Below are 16,194 nucleotides of genomic sequence, written 5' to 3' on the forward strand. Positions count from 1 at the left end.
TCCATTTTTTGGCACTATATTTGCTTCTGGACTGATAAGGATAAAAATGTTTTATTAATCGGGAGGCAGATATGGCAGCATTTATATCAATTTTTCTTGCATTTGTTGCAGCACTGGTTAGTGCATTTGCTCTGTATACCGTTAAAAAATCCAGTGAAACTGGAGATAATCATTTAGATGAGATTATGCGGTTAAAACAGCAGATAAATGAAACTAACAACAGATTTGCTCAGCTTAAACACGACCATCATATATTACGGGAACAGTTTAAAAAACTGCAGGAAGTTTCTATTAATAATGATATGCAGGTGCTTTTAAACACTGCTATTAAAGACTATAATGATATTGCAAGTGTTACACCTGAAGAAGGCAGCATAGGCAAACATGAACGAGCCAGAAAACAGGCGGCAGAAAAAGTGCTGCAGGCATGTAATGAAGTATGCCAAAGATTTATTGCAGAAGATTTAAGCCACAATACTTTTGCTTCTGTTTATAAATCACAGTTGCAGGATATACTAAACAGCGATGATTTAAAGGAAATATATTCAAATCTTAAAGGTAAGTACCCGTATATTGAACGGGTACTACTTGCTCCAATTGATGAAAATCTCATTTCAAACTTTAACCAGTATTCTGCAAACTAATCTTTTATTAAACCAAAAACTTTATTAAAAATATATACCTGCACCAAAATATGGTGATGAACCGCTTATTGTATCAGTAACTATACCTTCTATAAATATATTCAGTCTCATACCTGTATGTTTCATATCTTTATTTTGCAAAGCAAGTCCGCCACGAAATATACCACCAAAACTGTTTTTGCCATTATCTTCAATGAAATATGCAGCATTTATCTCACCAAAAAGCAGTATATTATTTGTTAAATAAAAATCAAGCCCTAAACCAAGAGCTATACCTGTATCAATTGTGCTGATACTTTTTTCGTATGAACGGTAGTAGTAATCATAATAGTCATCATAATCGTCATAGTCATCGTCACTGCTAAAAGATGATTTTAATCCGTTAATACCAACTAGAACACTGCCGTTTGTATATATACCAAACCATTTGTTAAACCGCCAGTGAGACTGTATAGAAAATTCTATATTCATTATATCAAGATTAAATCCGCCTGCACCTTGTATGCCATACAGCCAGTAATTTGTTTTATAACTGTTTACTGTTTTGATAGTATCAGAAGTATGCTTTTTATAAGAATTTGAGCTGTAATCACTACTTACTGACATTTCTATTTTTTCAGGTTCCTGCTGCTTTGGTTTAGGGCTAAGTTCCTGTGCCATTTGCTCATACTGCAAAATCTCTGGAAAAATCTCATAATCTGCATTGATTGAAAAAAACTGCTCTTTATTATTTCCAAGATGCACCACTCTAAATCCAGTTAAATATGGCTTAGCTCCTTTTGTGCTGTTTGGTTCAAGTGCATATACAGGCACTGCTTTAAAACTTGCCCTTGTATCATACATTGCTCTAAATTCCTGCAATGATGCAAACTTATATTTGAAATTATATTTTTTCATTTTATATTTTACTATAATAGGAAGCTCAATATTATCTAAATCTCGCTCTCCAAAATCTATTACTGCTTTTGATGTATCGCTTGCAACATACATTCCTGTATTATATTTTTTCAGTCTTTCATAAAGCGGTTTTAATGCTTTTAAAAGAGATGTTTTTGTATCTTTTTCACTATTTGCTTTTCTTTCTGCATATTCTGCTTTTAAGTCTGCAATATCCTGCTTTTTCTTGTTTTCAAAATCTTCTTTTCTTTTATTATATGCAGCTTTTTTCTCATTATAAGCAGCAGTATTATCCCACTCCCCTTTTTTAGGCATTTCTTCTGTAAATTTCTGTTTTTCAAGTATATCAAGCTGAGATTTATGATATATTTCCAACTTCCTGCTGTTTGCATTCATTGCTGCTTTATATTCATTAACAAGGCTGCTGAAATTTGTGCACACTTGAGCTGCATCCATTGCAATGATTTCAACAGTATCATTTACTGCTATATCCATTGTTTTATCATTAACAAGTGCATTTTTTGCAAGTTCTGCCAAAAGTGCCTGATGTTCCATTTCTGCCTTTGCCTGTGCATCTTTTTCTGCAGCAATTCTTGTCTGCAATTTTGCATCTTGAGCCATATATTCCTTTTGTATCTGCTCTAATTCTTTAGCTGCCTGAAGCTCTTCTGCATTCTGTCTGCGTTGAGCTTCCATTAACTGCTGTTTAGCATTTGATATTTCTTTTTCAAGCTGTTTCTGCCTTGCAGCTTGGGCTTTTGTAATATTTTCTGCCTGCACACTTAATGTTTTATCATATTCTTCTTTAGATGCATTTTTCAGTTTCTTTTCAAGAGCAAGTTTTTCCTTTCTTTCCTTTTCTAATTCCTGCTTTAATGCTTCATTCTGCATAAGCTGTCTTAAAAATGCATCAAGCTCTCCAGCATCAACAGTTGCTTTCACCTGCACAGTTATATATGTCTGACCATTTTCTATTTCCTGTTTTAATATGCTGACATCTTTTTGAGCAATAGCACTTGTCTGCATTTTGATTTCATCTTTAGATACTTTGCCGTCAACTAATACTATGCTGCTGGATACTGCAACCCCTGCTTCTTCTGCTGCTTCTCTAAATAAACGCTCGCTTGTATACTGCTTAACCTGTTCAACTGACTGGTTTTCAGGAACTACTGCTTTTGCTGTTTTTGTGATAGTCTTAGTTTCTGCATAAGAAAATATTGGTAGAAGAAGTAAAAAAATAATAAACAAATTTCGCATAACTTAACCTTTTTAGTAATCTTTTTAATCTATCACACTGTAGTTAAAAAGCAATATTTTTATTTTATATGCCTGTATTTTATAATAGTAAATACAATTTAAATTTTTTTATATTAATATATCAATAGTTTAATAGCTGTAAAAAAAATTCTGCTTGAACAAAAAATATTTTTCTGCTAAAAAATAATTAGAGATAAGCGGAAGCAGGTGAGATACCTGCACTGCCCCCGCAACTGTATGCTGGACAAAGCCCATTATGCCACTGATATTCGGGAAGGCGGGTAGAGGTTGAAAGCAAGTCAGGATATGCTTACTCAATTTATTCTTCGGAGGGAAGCCTGTGAGATACAATTCTATTTAATATCCTTTTTATACCACAACATACTCTTAACTAACCAGACAGCAAGTATTTCTGTGTGCATTGACCTCGCCCATATATTTATATTTATCAGTCTGTCTGGTTAGTTTTTATTCTTATTTATATTTTATTAAAAAATATTGTTCAGCTGCGGACTTTTGATTCCACCGCTGCTCGCTTGGAAAGTCCTTGCATCGCACAATACGCTCCCCCATGAATTTTTTAAATCACGCTCTGCCGAAACAAGTTCGCCTATCGCTTACTAAAGGCGGCTCGTCCTGAGCCTGAAAGGCGAAGTATCTAAAAGAAAATATAAGTTGAATATATTACAAACTAATATATTTAATTTAGATTTTTCGCCTTTAAAAAATCAGGCTCAAAATGACTGTAGTATAATTTTTTTGGGTAAATTCACACTGCTTTTAAATAGATATTTTCTAGTGATTTGTCTAAATCTAAAATACTTTATAATTATTTTATTGTGTGTATAAATATTATATGTTAGCTTTATATATTATATCAGCAGGTAATGTTTATGGTAGAAATTATTACATTTATTATAGATTTACTTATAATTGCAGGTGTTGTTTTTGCAGTATTATTTATTAGAAAAAGGTTAAGCCAGCACCCAGGGAGAAAATATATGCTTATAGCTTTTTTTATTCTTTTTGGTATTATTATTGTTGCCAGCAGTGCAACTGTTATATACTCTACAAAAAATCTGCCAAAAGATTATAAGACACACATATCTTCAAAAATACTTATTCAACCTTATGATATATTAAAAACACCTGTAAGCCTAGTTTATGCAGATGAACTGCAAAATAATCCATCAAAAAGTGGTGCAATGCTTATTAAAAGCGGCAAAGTTTCATTTTTACACAGGATAGCATTAGTTAGAATGGCATGCCATTCTATAGAACTGCAAACATATATATACGAGAATGATGTTACTTCAAGAATATTAATGCATGAAATGAAATTAGCAGCAGACAGGGGCGTAAAAGTCCGCATTTTAGTAGATGATAATGGACTTTCATCAGATACAAGCGATATTATGACATTAAATTATCATCCAAATATACAGGTAAAAGTTTTTAACCCATATAAATACCGCTCAAAAATATTAAAATATCCGCAGTTTCTTTTTAACATCAGCAGGCTTAATTACAGGATGCATAATAAACTTTTCATTGTTGACAGCTCTGCTGTAATAATAGGCGGTAGAAATATAGCCAGCAACTATTTTGATGACAGCTCAAGATTAAATTTTTCAGATACAGATGTGCTTTTTATTGGAAAACTTGCTCAAGATGCTCTTGCTTCTTTTAATGAATACTGGACCTACCACAAATCTATACCAGTAGATGTTTTCCCTAACCATAATAACCCCGATGAGCTGCATATTCTAGATAAAGAAATTACTGAAAAATCTATCTACTATCAACAGGAACAAGAAATACTTGATAAAGCATTAGAATTATTTATCAAAAGCTTTAATGAGAAAAAATTCCCTGTTTACTGGGGCAGCTCTAAATTAATAGCAGACAGCCCTGCAAAAGCAGAAGGCGGCAATTTTACAAGCCCTATTATTGATGCTGTTGACGGGTTACTATTGGAAGCAAAAAAATCTATATATATCTCTTCTGCATATCTTGTTCCAGGTAAAAAAGGAACAAATGATTTAATAAATGCTGAAAAAAGGGGAGTTAATATAAATATACTGACAAATTCTCTTTCATCAACTGATGCAAAAGTTGTATATTCAGGCTGGGACAGATACAGAGATGATTTAGTCGCAAATGGCATAAATGTATATGAATTTCGTAATGAAGGGTATAAAATATATAATAGAAGAAATTCTGGAGCATCACTGCACAGCAAAACAATAGTTGTAGATGATAAAATAAGCTGGATAGGCAGTTTTAATTTAGACGGCAGGTCTGCTATTTATAATACAGAAGTAATCACAGCATTTTTTAATGAAGATTTTGCAAAACTGTTAAAAGAAGCTATGGAAAAAGATATGTCAGAATATATTTCATGGCATCTTTATACAAAAGATGGCAAAACATACTGGAAAACATACAGAAATGGCAAAGAAATCACAAAAAGCCATATCCCAGATACATCACTTTTAATGCGGATTATGGCTTTTGTATTAAAAATAGTGCCAGAAAAGTTAATATAATATGGGGTATAAAAATGTATAAAATTCCTGCTTACTTGTTACCATTGATTTTAATAATTAATTTTTTATCTGCTGGTTGTGCATTAAAGCCAGTGGAAATTATTAAAAATGCTGATTATACAAAATATAAATATGCATATGTTCTTCCGACAAATACAATAACTTCCACCAGTGGATATGTTAATACCAGTTACAGCAGATATACTTATGGTTCATCATATACACAGCAGACAAACCCAAGCGATATTATTATTGGTTTTTTTATGAAAAAAAATTTTATTGTTGTAAATGAAATTCGCAGCCCAGAAAATACTATTATAATAAATTACGGTCAAAGTGGAAAGCGAGATATAGCAGGTGGGATTGCATATACTCTTGAAGCAACAATACAATTACTTGATGCAAAAACTCATCAACTTATTTTTCAATGTTCTGCTGAAGGTATAGGCTCTACAGAAGCAGATGATATTAGAATAGCAGTAAACAGATGTTTAGAAAGTTTAAAATAGCACATATATTATGCAGTTTTATATACTTTAACTATTTCCTTAAGTCTTGCAAGCTCATATTCTGCTGTTAGTTTATAAAATAAGCTGTAATCACTTTTACAGTGAGCAGTATCTAATGCTTCATAATATCCCAGTTTTTTATCGTTTCTAATATTTACTGCCTGATATCCGCTTTTTAAAAGCTCTAAATTCATTATAAGCCTTGATACTCGTCCATTGCCATCTATAAAAGGATGTATTCCCACAAAATCAACATGGACTTTCGCAGTATTTAATACAGGATGCATATTTTCACATTTTTGATACCAGCTAATAAACTCTTCCATTTTTTCTTTCACTAATATATGGTTTGGTGGAATATATTCTGCACCGCTTATGATTACATTTTGGGTTCTATATCTTCCTGCATTATCATTATCTATATTTTTAAGGATTAAATTATTAATGGATTTGATTGTATATTCGCTTAATGCTTCCTTATTTTTTACCATATTTTCTATATATAAAACAGCTTCTGCATGGTTAATCACTTCAAAATGCTCCCTTAAAGTTTTACCGCCAATAGTAATACCTTCAAGCACAACTTTTGTTTCTTTAAGTGTGAGAGTATTGCCTTCTATTGCATTAGAATTATATATATACTTAATTTGAAAATCTTCATCTATATTTTTAATACTTTTTTTCTGCTCTTTTAATTCTGCAAGCTCTTTTTTTAAAATATCAATTTTATTAAGCAGTTTATCCATAATATTTTCCTTTTACGGCTTTATTTCTATTTTTGTGTCAATATCTATTATTTCATACAGTTCTGCCATATCGTTATTTGATACTGCAATACAGCCTTCTGTCCAGTCCCCATATATATCAAATAAAGGCTCTGCCATACTAAACCCATTTGGAAGTCCGTGTATTTTTATATCACCACCTGCACTTTTATTATGACGGGCTGCATTTTCTTTATCTTTTTCATTAGGATAGCTTATACCAAGGTTTAAAAAATATTTACTTTTTGGGTTTTTACTATCAATATGATATATCCCTTCTGGAGTTTTGCTGTCCCCTTCAAACTGCTTATGTCCCGCTGGATTTTTGCCAAGTGATATTTTATATGTTTTTAAAAGCTCATTATTATGATATAAAGCCAACTGCCTTTTACTTTTTTCAACTACTATTAAATTAACCTTTCCTTTTAAGTTTTCATCAATTTTATATTCTTTTTTCTGCTCCATAATATACCCTGCAGTTACCAGTATTAATATTAAAATAGTCAATAAAGCTGCTGTTTTTGCAAACATTTTCATTACTATACACCAAAAGCATTTTCAATATGGGTTATCTCATTATCATCTATTGATATTACATCAAACCTGACTGGCATTTTTACATTTTTTCATTTATATAGTATTGGAGAGTTTTTATTATTTTCTGCTGTTTTGTATAATTTACGGCTTCATACCCTTTGCCAAATTTTGCAGATTTCCTGTATTTTACTTCTATAATAACAAGTGTATTATTATATTTTGCAATAATATCTATTTCGCCGTATAAGCACCTGTAATTTTTTTCTAATATTTTATATTTTTTAGATTTTAGGTAATTACAGGCTTTTTCTTCTCCATCTTTTCCTGACAATATTTTATCCATTACTAACCTTGATATAAATTTTTTATAAATGATTTCCTGTGCACTGGTGTTATACCCAGCTCTTTTAAAGCTTTAATATGCTCTTTTGTGCCATAGCCTGCATTTTTTTCCCACAAGTAACCTTTATACACTTTTGCAAGCTCTGCCATTAAGTTATCTCTATATACTTTTGCTATAATTGACGCTGCTGATACCTGTATATATGTATCATCTGCCTTGTTTGGATGGATATATTCTTTATCAATATGGTTAAGTGCTACTGCATCAATAATCAATTTATCATAATCACAGGTAAGGCGGGATAAACTTAAATGCATTGCCTGTTTTACTGCATTTAGTATATTTATCTTATCTATTATGATTGGGCATACTATCCCTATCCCGTAAGAGACAGCATGTTCTAATATAAAAGGATAAAGCTCTTCCCGCTTTTTTTTAGAAAGTTTTTTAGAATCTTTTATACGGATGTCATAAAATCCACTTTCAAAGACTGCTGCACATGTTACAACAGGCCCTGCAAGGCAGCCTCTTCCAACTTCATCTATACCTGCTATGAGCATTGTTTTTTTGCCAGAATACCACGCTCAAACCAGTCTATTACTTTTTCAAGCCCGACACCTGTTTTGCATGATATAATAAAATCTTCTAGTGTGCTTTTTATTTTTTTAGCATTTGATACAGCTTTTTCTATATTAAAATCTACATAAGGGGCTAAATCTACTTTATTAATAATAAAAATATCACCAGCAAAAAACATTGAAGGATATTTAAGCGGTTTATCATCCCCCTCTGTAACAGAAAGCAGTATAATATTTGCGTCCTGCCCTAAGTCATATTCTGATGGACAAACTAAATTGCCAACATTTTCAATGATAAGTAAATCTAAATTATCCCCATCAATAAGCGGCAGTTTTCTTTCTATCTCTGCAGCTTCCAAATGGCATGCTCCGCCTGTTTGTATCTGCACAGCTTTTACACCTACTTTTTCTACACGCTCTTTATCATTTTCTGTCTGTAAATCACCTTCTATCACTGCCACATTATATTTAGCAGATAACACACCTAATATTTTTTCTAAAAGGCTTGTTTTGCCGCTGCCAGGAGATGACATTATATTTACAGTAAATGTGCCGTTCTTTTTAAATCTGCTGCGAAGCTCTGCAGCGTCCATATCATTTTTTGAAAGGACTTTCTTATTTATTTCTATTTTTTCCATATTTTTGCCCCTTATTAATCAACATCAATATAAGCTACTTCTAATTCACTGCCTGTTAATATTTTTACTCTGCCAGAGCTGCATTTTGGACAAAGCACAAAATATCCATCAAGCTCTGATTCATTGCCGCATTCTTCGCATCTGCCGGTTAAAGCCACTTCCATATATTCAAACTCTGAATTTTCTGCTATTGTGCCTGCCTTTAAAGCATCAAAAGCAAACCTAAGAGATGCTTCATCTACAGCACTCATTTTTCCTATGCGGACACCCACATTATTTATCTTTTTTGCACCATTTTCTTCTGCTGTTTTTAATGCAATGTCTAATATACTTTGTGCAATACCTGTTTCATGCATATATCACCTGAATATGTTTTTATATCATAGCCTAGTTGTTAAAATAAATCAATATCTACTGATATTTTGCTGCCCTTATATACTGCGTTTTCCATGTCTTTTTGTGATATGCTACCGTTAAGCTCATATAATTCTTCTGGCAGTTCATTAAAAAAGTAATGTGACTGCCCTGCAAAATCTGCCATACCTGAGCCGATATTAGTAAAATATCTGCCGTATAGTATAAGTTCATTTTTTGCTCTTGTTAAAGCAACATAAAGGCACCGCCTTTCCTCTTCTATGCTGTTTTCCCCGTCTTTTACTGCCCTTTTTGATGGATATGAATACGGAGTAACATTTAATAAATGACACACATCAGCTTCTAACCCTTTTGCTGAATGTATTGTAGAAAGTTTTACGCATTCCTTTGGCTTATCTGCATCTAAAAATGATGATTCTAATGCTGGGTCTAAAATATATTCTGTGATAAATTCAGTTACAGAAGTTGTGCTTGATGCAATCTCTTCTAAAACTGCAAAATCCTGCTTTCGCCAGTTAAGCCATTCTTCCTTATAAATTTCTGCAAATCTTAAATCCATAAGAGTAATTATAATATTTATCATCTCACTTGGTGAGCTTGTATATGGAAAAGCAGCTTCTAAAACTTCCCATATTCTTTTGTCTAGTTTTTTTGTTTTTAAAATCTCTAATGACTCTTCTAAACTTTCCCCATTAATCATAAGCTCTGAAAGGCTTGCAGCAGTTGCAGGGCCTATTTTATTCCAAAGTTGTAAATATCTGTGCCATGCAAGTGAGTCTTTATAGTTTGCAATAATTCTCATAGCAGCTACCACATCTCTTATATGGCGGGATTTCATTAAGCTGCTGCCACCATATATTTTATATGGTATCTTTTTCATAACACATGCACCTTCTACCTGCCTGAGCCCGAAAAGTGTTCTGCTTAATACTATATGACCTGAATAGTCTATTTTTTTATCCATAAAATAAAGCAGTATTTTATCAGTAACAGAATTTGCTTCTGAATATTCATCATACACATACTCTATGACTGGTTTTATGCCGCTGCCCCTGTATGCTTTTAAGTGTTTACCATATTTAATTGGCGACTGCTGTAAAAGCCAGTTTGAAATATCTAGTATTTCCTGTGTAGAGCGGTAGTTAGTGTTAAGATATAGTTTTGCAGAGTCTGGAACAATATCAGTAAAATTATGCATTGCTTTAAAATCTGCACCACGAAAAGCATATATTGACTGAGCATCATCTCCTACACAAAATAAATGGCAGTTATCATAAAATGCTTCTAAAAGCTGATACTGTAACGGGTTAGTATCTTGAAATTCATCTACTAATATATGCTCATATTTTAATGATATAAACTTTCCTGCTTCTTTATTCTGCTGTAATCCATTTGCAGTAATATATAATAAGTCATCATAATCAAATAATTTATTTTTCTTTTTATATGCAATGTAATCACGCATTATTTCTTTAAAGACAGGCTCATTATGCTTAATATATTCTGATGCTTCATCTTCACTCATATTTCTGCATTCCTGTATTTTCACTGCTTCTATAAGTGGTTTTCTAGTATTTATCATATATGAATAAACTAACTGTATTTTAGAATAAAGTTTCTGGTCTATTGTTTTATTATTTTTGTATTTTTGTGTAAAAAGCAGTTTAAAAAGGCTGTCAACATCTTCACTGTCAAGCAAAGTATAATCATGCTGCTCAAATACCTGCGGATTATTTTTTATAATATGAGAACACCATGAATGAAATGTCTGCCCAGATAAATTTAGCACAGAGCCTGTATCTTGAAGCTGCTTTATTCTTTCTACAATTTCATTGGCAGATTTTCTTGTAAATGAAAGGATAAGTATTTTATCAGGTCTTACACCCTGCGAAAGCAGATGAACTGCCCTGTGAATAATAGTCCTTGTTTTACCAGTGCCAGCACCTGCTATCACAAGTGCATGCTTGCCACTGAATGTAACTGCCCTTTGCTGCTCCTCATTTAATGATGATAAATAATCCATTATTGTAAACCTATTTATGTGTTATGATATGTATAAAATAGTATAAAAGTTTAACATTTTATTTTGATTATTTTTAAACTTTTTAATTAATTTCTTTGTGTCATTTCTTCTATAATATTATAAATTTTTTCTTCTTTCATTTGTTTTGTAAAGTGTATTTTTATATTATTTTGGGCTAATTCTTTAAAAAATTTATCAGCACTCCTTATTTTCATTTTTTCTATATCTCTTAATTCTGACTCATATTTCACATCTTTTGTTTCAATAATAAGATTTATTGTATATTTACCACTAGAATGTTTTACTATATATAAAAAATCTGGACTATACGAGCCACCAATAAATATAGGTATAGATATACTGTTTTTTGGTATTTTCCCATATACAACTATCTTATCATCTCCAGTTAATATATTCTCTTTTTCCAGTTCTGAATCATAAATTACAGTGTCATATAAATATTTCTCTGGTGCATCTTGTGTTAATATGTATTTTCCCAACATACTTTGTAGAATTTCTTCTTTTATTTCTCCATTTTTATTTGTTAATGCAGTATTTTCTGAAATTTTACCATATTTTTTATATTTAAAATAACCTTCTAACTTTTTACATTCCCAATCATGAAATTTTGAAACAATATTGGATATTGTTACTTCATTAAAGAACTTATTATCTATTTTATTAATTTCTTTATCATATTTACACAATGCTTTATGTATTACTTGAATAGGAATATTAGATAAACTACATATTTTTTTTAAAAACATATTGTAATCAAGTTTTTGATTTATGATAGATATTTTTTTAGTTAATCTTTTTATATTATTATTTTTTACATCTATATCTTCCTGTATAGCCTCTATATATGGCTCATGAAAAACAGTATCTTTTAATATATTAAAAACAGCATCATCTATTATATTATCTACCGCTTTATCATATAAAATAATGCATTTTTGATTTATTATACTCCATAAATCTTTTATTTGTTCAAATTCATCTGCTCTTATTTTTCCTGATATTCTTTCACCTTTATTTCTATCTCTTACTTTACCTTTATTAAGTCCTTTATTTAATATTGGATATTTTGCAAATAATTCATCTCTTTTATTATTTTTTATTTCTCCATGACGATTAATATACTTGCTTGATAGTAATTCTTCAAATAAATCATCTGCACTTTTATTTTCTTCTTTTGCTATTTTCTCAAGTGTATCATCTGAAATGATATTAATATCTGGTATATCTGCATTGATTTCATTAATCAATTTTTCAGCAAAATCTTTTTCTGTAAAATCTATGATATAATTTAATCTAAACTCTTGGTTATCTATTCTATTTCCTTTTTCATCAACAGGTAATCGTAACCCTCTTCCTACTTCTTGCAATTTACTTATTTCACTGCCACTGGAACGAAGTTTTGCTATTGTAAATACATTAGGGTTATCCCAGCCCTCTTTTAGTGTCCATTTTGAAAACAAAAATCTTGTTAGATTATATTCTCCATTTTCATTTTTTATTTTTAGTAACTCTTTTTTACCTTTCAATATTAATTCTATTTCACTTGCAATTTCTTCTTCGCTGCTACTGTTATCTTTAGAAAAATATCCCGCATGGCACTTACTAATATTACTTAAACTTGCTTCTAAATATTTCTTATATTCTTCATTCTCTTTCCCATACCGCTCAATTTGATTATTTAGCATTTTTTTAAGCAATTCTTCAAATTTATTTAATAAATATGCCTGACTTTTATCTGTATTTCTATATGATGATATATCATCAATAAAAAACAATGCTAATGTTTTTATTTTATTTTCATAGTTACAAAAATTTTTATATTCTGTTTCAAAGTGTCTTTCTAATGCCAACTGTATCATTGCTGATTGGTAATCAGACATATATATATCAACAGCAACTTCTTCACCTACTTTTTTCTCTATACCATTTGAAAAAACAACCGTTTTTTTTGTAACACCTTCTATATAAATATTTTTTATAGAATTATCAACTATTGATAAACTATCTTTAGAAGATAAAATACATTGTTTGTTTAAATTATTGTTTATATGGGTTATTATAACTTGATTATTTTCAATCTTATTTATCTTAATTTTTCCATTTGATATGCCATCTATTTGTGCATGCTCTTTTGATATTCCTTTTACAAGATTATTATTAAATGCTTTTGCAGCATTTAAATTATATAATAAATTTTCATAGTCTTTTACTATATTATTATTTTGTTTAATATCTGGGAAAGTAGCACCATATCTAATAATTAATTGTGGCTTTATGGATTCAATTACTCTAGTAAATGTTTTATTTTCTTTAGAAAATCTATGTGGTTCATCAATAATTAGAACAGTCTTTATATCTTTTAAAGCATCAAGTGGGCAAGTATATCCAGAAATATTATTTTCATAATCATTTCTTGTCATTAAAGCACTTAAAAAAAGATGAGAATTAACCAATAAAACACTAATTGACTTATTATATTTAGTTACACTTACAAAATTTCTTATTTCTTTAGGAAACATATTGTTTTTTTTCTTTTTATTCTTTTTTACTGCATTTAATACTTCAAGGTCAATTGTTGTTCCATAACTGCATGTTGTTTTAAAAAACTCTTTTGCATATTCATCTTCAATAAATTGTTTTGTGCCAGATTTGATTGCAAGGGATGGAACAAGGATAATAAATTTATTTAGTTTATATCGTTTATGTAATTCATATATAGTTTTTGTATATACATAAGTTTTGCCTGTTCCTGTCTCCATTTTAACATCTAGTATTAATATATCATGTTTTTTATCTAATTGCTTTTCAGTTATTTCATTTTCTTTTTGTATTTTCTGTATATTTACCTGTATTTTATTATTCATTTCAATTATTGGATTTGAATATATATTATCATTGTCATAAATATCTACATTCTCAAAAACACTTACTACTGCATTTACTGCTTGAATTTGGTGTTCTAAATTTTTATTTAATAATATATTCATATTTTACCCTTAATATCTCTTATCTATTGCAATATTTAAATTTAAGCCACTATTTTTTAACTGTGATATATTTTTTTCAATCATCTGCATTTCTGAATAAGTAAAATTATACCCGAATATCACAATTAATTTTATATTAAATTTTTCATTATTTTTTATTTTATCTATTAATTTTTCAATAAAAGTTTCATCTATATCTTTATTGATTAAATATAGATTACCACCCAAACTTTCATTGTGCACATAATATGCTTCATATTCTCCAAAATTAATTTTAGAATAATTAGCTGTTAATCCATATCCATCTTGATTTATCCATGTTGTTAATATTGTTTCTATACCAAACTCTTCTTCTATATTATTTTCAACATTTATATTATTATTATTGATGTTAAATTCTTTTATTTTATCTAACATATCATCATTAATTGTTTTTAATGTAAAATGCTTAAAACCCTTATCTATATACTCATTAGTGATATTGCGAGCAACCCTTATTATTCTTTCTATTCCTATTTGGTCAAGAGTATGTGGTCTTTTCACACTCTCGCTATCTAAAAAATTTATAATATCATCTAATTGTTTTTGCTTGGTTTGACTTTTTAATTTTTTCTTATCATCTATGTTTTCTGGCAACTGAACTATGATATATTGTAAACAACCATTATCTATATTATTTAAATACATAACTGCATGGGCTGTTGTAGCAGTTCCACCAAAAAAATCTAAAACTATATCATTTTTATCTATATTCGCTAATAATAATAAATCCTTAATTAAATATTTTGATTTTGTGTAATTAAATAACTTTATTCCATTAAATATTTGTTTTATTTCTTGTGTACTTGTTCCTGTTGAATAATGTGGTTTATAAAATATTGTTTTTCCTTTAACTGATAAAATTTCTTTCAATGATGGTCGCTGTTTTTTATATAATGTATATCCATTCTGATTTTTTTTCACAATTACATCGTAATAATTTTCTCTAAAGTTTTCTTTACTCCATGTCCATCTCATTTCTTTATTATCTGTCATAGGATATAATTCATACGTATAACCTTCTTTTTTATCTATAGAAATTGTTAGATTTTTTTCATTTATGTATATAGGAAAAAACATAGTTTCTCTATTCTCTTTTGCACTTTCTTCTCCTGTGGCTTTTAATCCCCTTCCTTCTTTCCAATATCCAATATCATCAACATTCCATTTATTCATGTTGTCATCATCTTCTGATAATTCTCCCATTTTTATTAATGCTTTATTTTTTGCATAAAAAATACAATATTCATGAGTTTCCATCATACCTGAAGAGTTATCATTACCATTTAGACTATTAACCACTGTTAATTGATATAACATATTCTCTTCACCAAATATGCTATCACACAGTAATTTCAAATTAGCCTGTTCGTTATCATCTATACTGATAAAAATTACACCATCATCTGTTAGTAAATCTCTTGAAAGTAGAAGTCTTGGATACATAAAAGTTAGCCATGCAGAGTGAGATGATGATTTTCTTGATAAAAAAGACATTAATTTCTCTGCTTTTTCTTCACTTATATCAAGTTTATTCATTAATTCTTCTTTTGAAAAATTAAATGAATCATTATATACAAAATCATCATTATTTGTGTTATATGGCGGGTCAATGTAAATACATTTAATTTTTTTACTGTATGAATTTAATAAATGTTTTATTGCATCTAAATTATCACCGCTTATATAAATATTATTACTGTTTTTATTTTCTTTTTTCTGATTATGTTTTATATCTGGCTCTATTACTGTTGTTGTTTCTTGCGATGCAATAAGGTTTGCATAGTTTTTACCTAAAAAATTAAGTTCGTATCCATAGTCAACTTTATTAACATCACTTGCTATTTTATTTTTAAATCTTTCTATATCAAACTCTTCATCTTTTGTAAAACAGTCTGGAAAATACTCTTTTAGAATATTTAAAGTTCTTGTATTGCTTTTTATATGCTCATTATTTTCCAATATCTTTTTTAGCATGTTTTTCCTCTTTATTTTAAAATATTAGTTTGTATTCTATATTATTTAAATTATCT

13 protein-coding genes and 1 riboswitch are annotated in these 16,194 nt (G+C 29.6%); of the genes, 3 read left to right on the plus strand and 10 right to left on the minus strand.

Annotated features, from left to right (window positions below; all coding sequences use genetic code 11):
- Nucleotides 1-71 precede the first annotated feature (71 nt).
- A complete protein-coding gene (locus N508_RS06160) occupies nt 72-644 on the plus strand; it encodes a hypothetical protein (RefSeq protein ID WP_023275531.1) in 573 nt (190 codons plus the stop codon).
- A 24-nt stretch (nt 645-668) separates the two neighbouring features.
- Here the strand turns inward: N508_RS06160 and N508_RS06165 are convergent, their stop codons facing one another.
- Nucleotides 669-2,798 carry a coiled-coil domain-containing protein gene (locus tag N508_RS06165; RefSeq protein WP_023275532.1) on the minus strand — a complete coding sequence of 710 codons (2,130 nt, stop codon included), beginning with the start codon at nt 2,796-2,798 and terminating at the stop codon, nt 669-671.
- 155 nt (nt 2,799-2,953) lie between these two features.
- A riboswitch (cobalamin riboswitch) is annotated at nt 2,954-3,126 on the plus strand.
- A 565-nt stretch (nt 3,127-3,691) separates the two neighbouring features.
- Between N508_RS06165 and N508_RS06170 the strand changes: the two genes are divergently transcribed.
- Both N508_RS06170 and N508_RS06175 read left to right on the plus strand, forming a co-directional pair.
- Nucleotides 3,692-5,347 carry a phospholipase D-like domain-containing protein gene (locus N508_RS06170; protein ID WP_023275533.1) on the plus strand — a complete coding sequence of 552 codons (1,656 nt, stop codon included), beginning with the start codon at nt 3,692-3,694 and terminating at the stop codon, nt 5,345-5,347.
- A 14-nt stretch (nt 5,348-5,361) separates the two neighbouring features.
- Nucleotides 5,362-5,856 (plus strand): DUF4136 domain-containing protein, encoded by a 495-nt coding sequence (locus N508_RS06175; RefSeq protein ID WP_023275534.1) that lies wholly within the window; start codon nt 5,362-5,364, stop codon nt 5,854-5,856.
- Nucleotides 5,857-5,864: 8 nt separating this feature from the next.
- On the opposite strand, the gene N508_RS06180 is transcribed toward N508_RS06175, so the two are convergent.
- The 9 genes from N508_RS06180 to N508_RS06220 form a co-directional block, all read right to left on the minus strand.
- A complete protein-coding gene (locus tag N508_RS06180; RefSeq protein ID WP_370737620.1) occupies nt 5,865-6,593 on the minus strand; it encodes a Fic family protein in 729 nt (242 codons plus the stop codon).
- 21 nt (nt 6,594-6,614) lie between these two features.
- Nucleotides 6,615-7,157 carry a L,D-transpeptidase family protein gene (locus N508_RS06185; RefSeq protein WP_023275536.1) on the minus strand — a complete coding sequence of 181 codons (543 nt, stop codon included), beginning with the start codon at nt 7,155-7,157 and terminating at the stop codon, nt 6,615-6,617.
- Nucleotides 7,158-7,236: 79 nt separating this feature from the next.
- Nucleotides 7,237-7,500: a YraN family protein gene (locus tag N508_RS06190; protein ID WP_251930592.1), complete on the minus strand. Its 264-nt coding sequence runs from the start codon at nt 7,498-7,500 to the stop codon at nt 7,237-7,239.
- Between the two features lie 2 nt (nt 7,501-7,502).
- Nucleotides 7,503-8,060, minus strand: a complete 558-nt coding sequence (gene rnhB, locus N508_RS06195; RefSeq protein WP_023275538.1) for a ribonuclease HII — start codon at nt 8,058-8,060, stop codon at nt 7,503-7,505.
- On the minus strand, nt 8,051-8,716 hold the full coding sequence (gene hypB / locus N508_RS06200) for a hydrogenase nickel incorporation protein HypB (protein ID WP_023275539.1): 666 nt from the start codon (nt 8,714-8,716) through the stop codon (nt 8,051-8,053). The genes rnhB and hypB overlap by 10 nt, the downstream gene beginning before the upstream one ends.
- A 14-nt stretch (nt 8,717-8,730) precedes the next feature.
- Nucleotides 8,731-9,072, minus strand: a complete 342-nt coding sequence (gene hypA, locus N508_RS06205; RefSeq protein ID WP_023275540.1) for a hydrogenase maturation nickel metallochaperone HypA — start codon at nt 9,070-9,072, stop codon at nt 8,731-8,733.
- A gap of 38 nt (nt 9,073-9,110) precedes the next feature.
- Nucleotides 9,111-11,114 carry an ATP-dependent helicase gene (locus N508_RS06210; RefSeq protein ID WP_023275541.1) on the minus strand — a complete coding sequence of 668 codons (2,004 nt, stop codon included), beginning with the start codon at nt 11,112-11,114 and terminating at the stop codon, nt 9,111-9,113.
- Nucleotides 11,115-11,200: 86 nt separating this feature from the next.
- Entirely contained in the window at nt 11,201-14,122 is a 2,922-nt protein-coding gene (locus N508_RS06215; protein WP_023275542.1) for a type III restriction-modification system endonuclease, read from the minus strand.
- Between the two features lie 9 nt (nt 14,123-14,131).
- Nucleotides 14,132-16,138, minus strand: coding sequence for a site-specific DNA-methyltransferase (locus tag N508_RS06220; RefSeq protein WP_023275543.1), 2,007 nt, complete (start codon nt 16,136-16,138; stop codon nt 14,132-14,134).
- Nucleotides 16,139-16,194 lie beyond the last annotated feature (56 nt).

The organism is Mucispirillum schaedleri ASF457 (assembly GCF_000487995.2).
In the GTDB taxonomy this organism is placed as follows: domain Bacteria; phylum Chrysiogenota; class Deferribacteres; order Deferribacterales; family Mucispirillaceae; genus Mucispirillum; species Mucispirillum schaedleri.

Bases quoted from the DNA above. Each gene is read 5' to 3' on its own strand.
- N508_RS06190 (WP_251930592.1), bottom strand. From the start codon at position 7,500: ATGGATAAAATATTGTCAGGAAAAGATGGAGAAGAAAAAGCCTGTAAT.
- N508_RS06215 (WP_023275542.1), bottom strand. From the start codon at position 14,122: ATGAATATATTATTAAATAAAAATTTAGAACACCAAATTCAAGCAGTA.
- hypA (WP_023275540.1), bottom strand. From the start codon at position 9,072: ATGCATGAAACAGGTATTGCACAAAGTATATTAGACATTGCATTAAAA.
- N508_RS06165 (WP_023275532.1), bottom strand. From the start codon at position 2,798: ATGCGAAATTTGTTTATTATTTTTTTACTTCTTCTACCAATATTTTCT.
- N508_RS06160 (WP_023275531.1), top strand. From the start codon at position 72: ATGGCAGCATTTATATCAATTTTTCTTGCATTTGTTGCAGCACTGGTT.
- N508_RS06175 (WP_023275534.1), top strand. From the start codon at position 5,362: ATGTATAAAATTCCTGCTTACTTGTTACCATTGATTTTAATAATTAAT.
- N508_RS06170 (WP_023275533.1), top strand. From the start codon at position 3,692: ATGGTAGAAATTATTACATTTATTATAGATTTACTTATAATTGCAGGT.
- N508_RS06220 (WP_023275543.1), bottom strand. From the start codon at position 16,138: ATGCTAAAAAAGATATTGGAAAATAATGAGCATATAAAAAGCAATACA.
- N508_RS06210 (WP_023275541.1), bottom strand. From the start codon at position 11,114: ATGGATTATTTATCATCATTAAATGAGGAGCAGCAAAGGGCAGTTACA.
- hypB (WP_023275539.1), bottom strand. From the start codon at position 8,716: ATGGAAAAAATAGAAATAAATAAGAAAGTCCTTTCAAAAAATGATATG.
- N508_RS06185 (WP_023275536.1), bottom strand. From the start codon at position 7,157: ATGAAAATGTTTGCAAAAACAGCAGCTTTATTGACTATTTTAATATTA.
- rnhB (WP_023275538.1), bottom strand. From the start codon at position 8,060: ATGCTCATAGCAGGTATAGATGAAGTTGGAAGAGGCTGCCTTGCAGGG.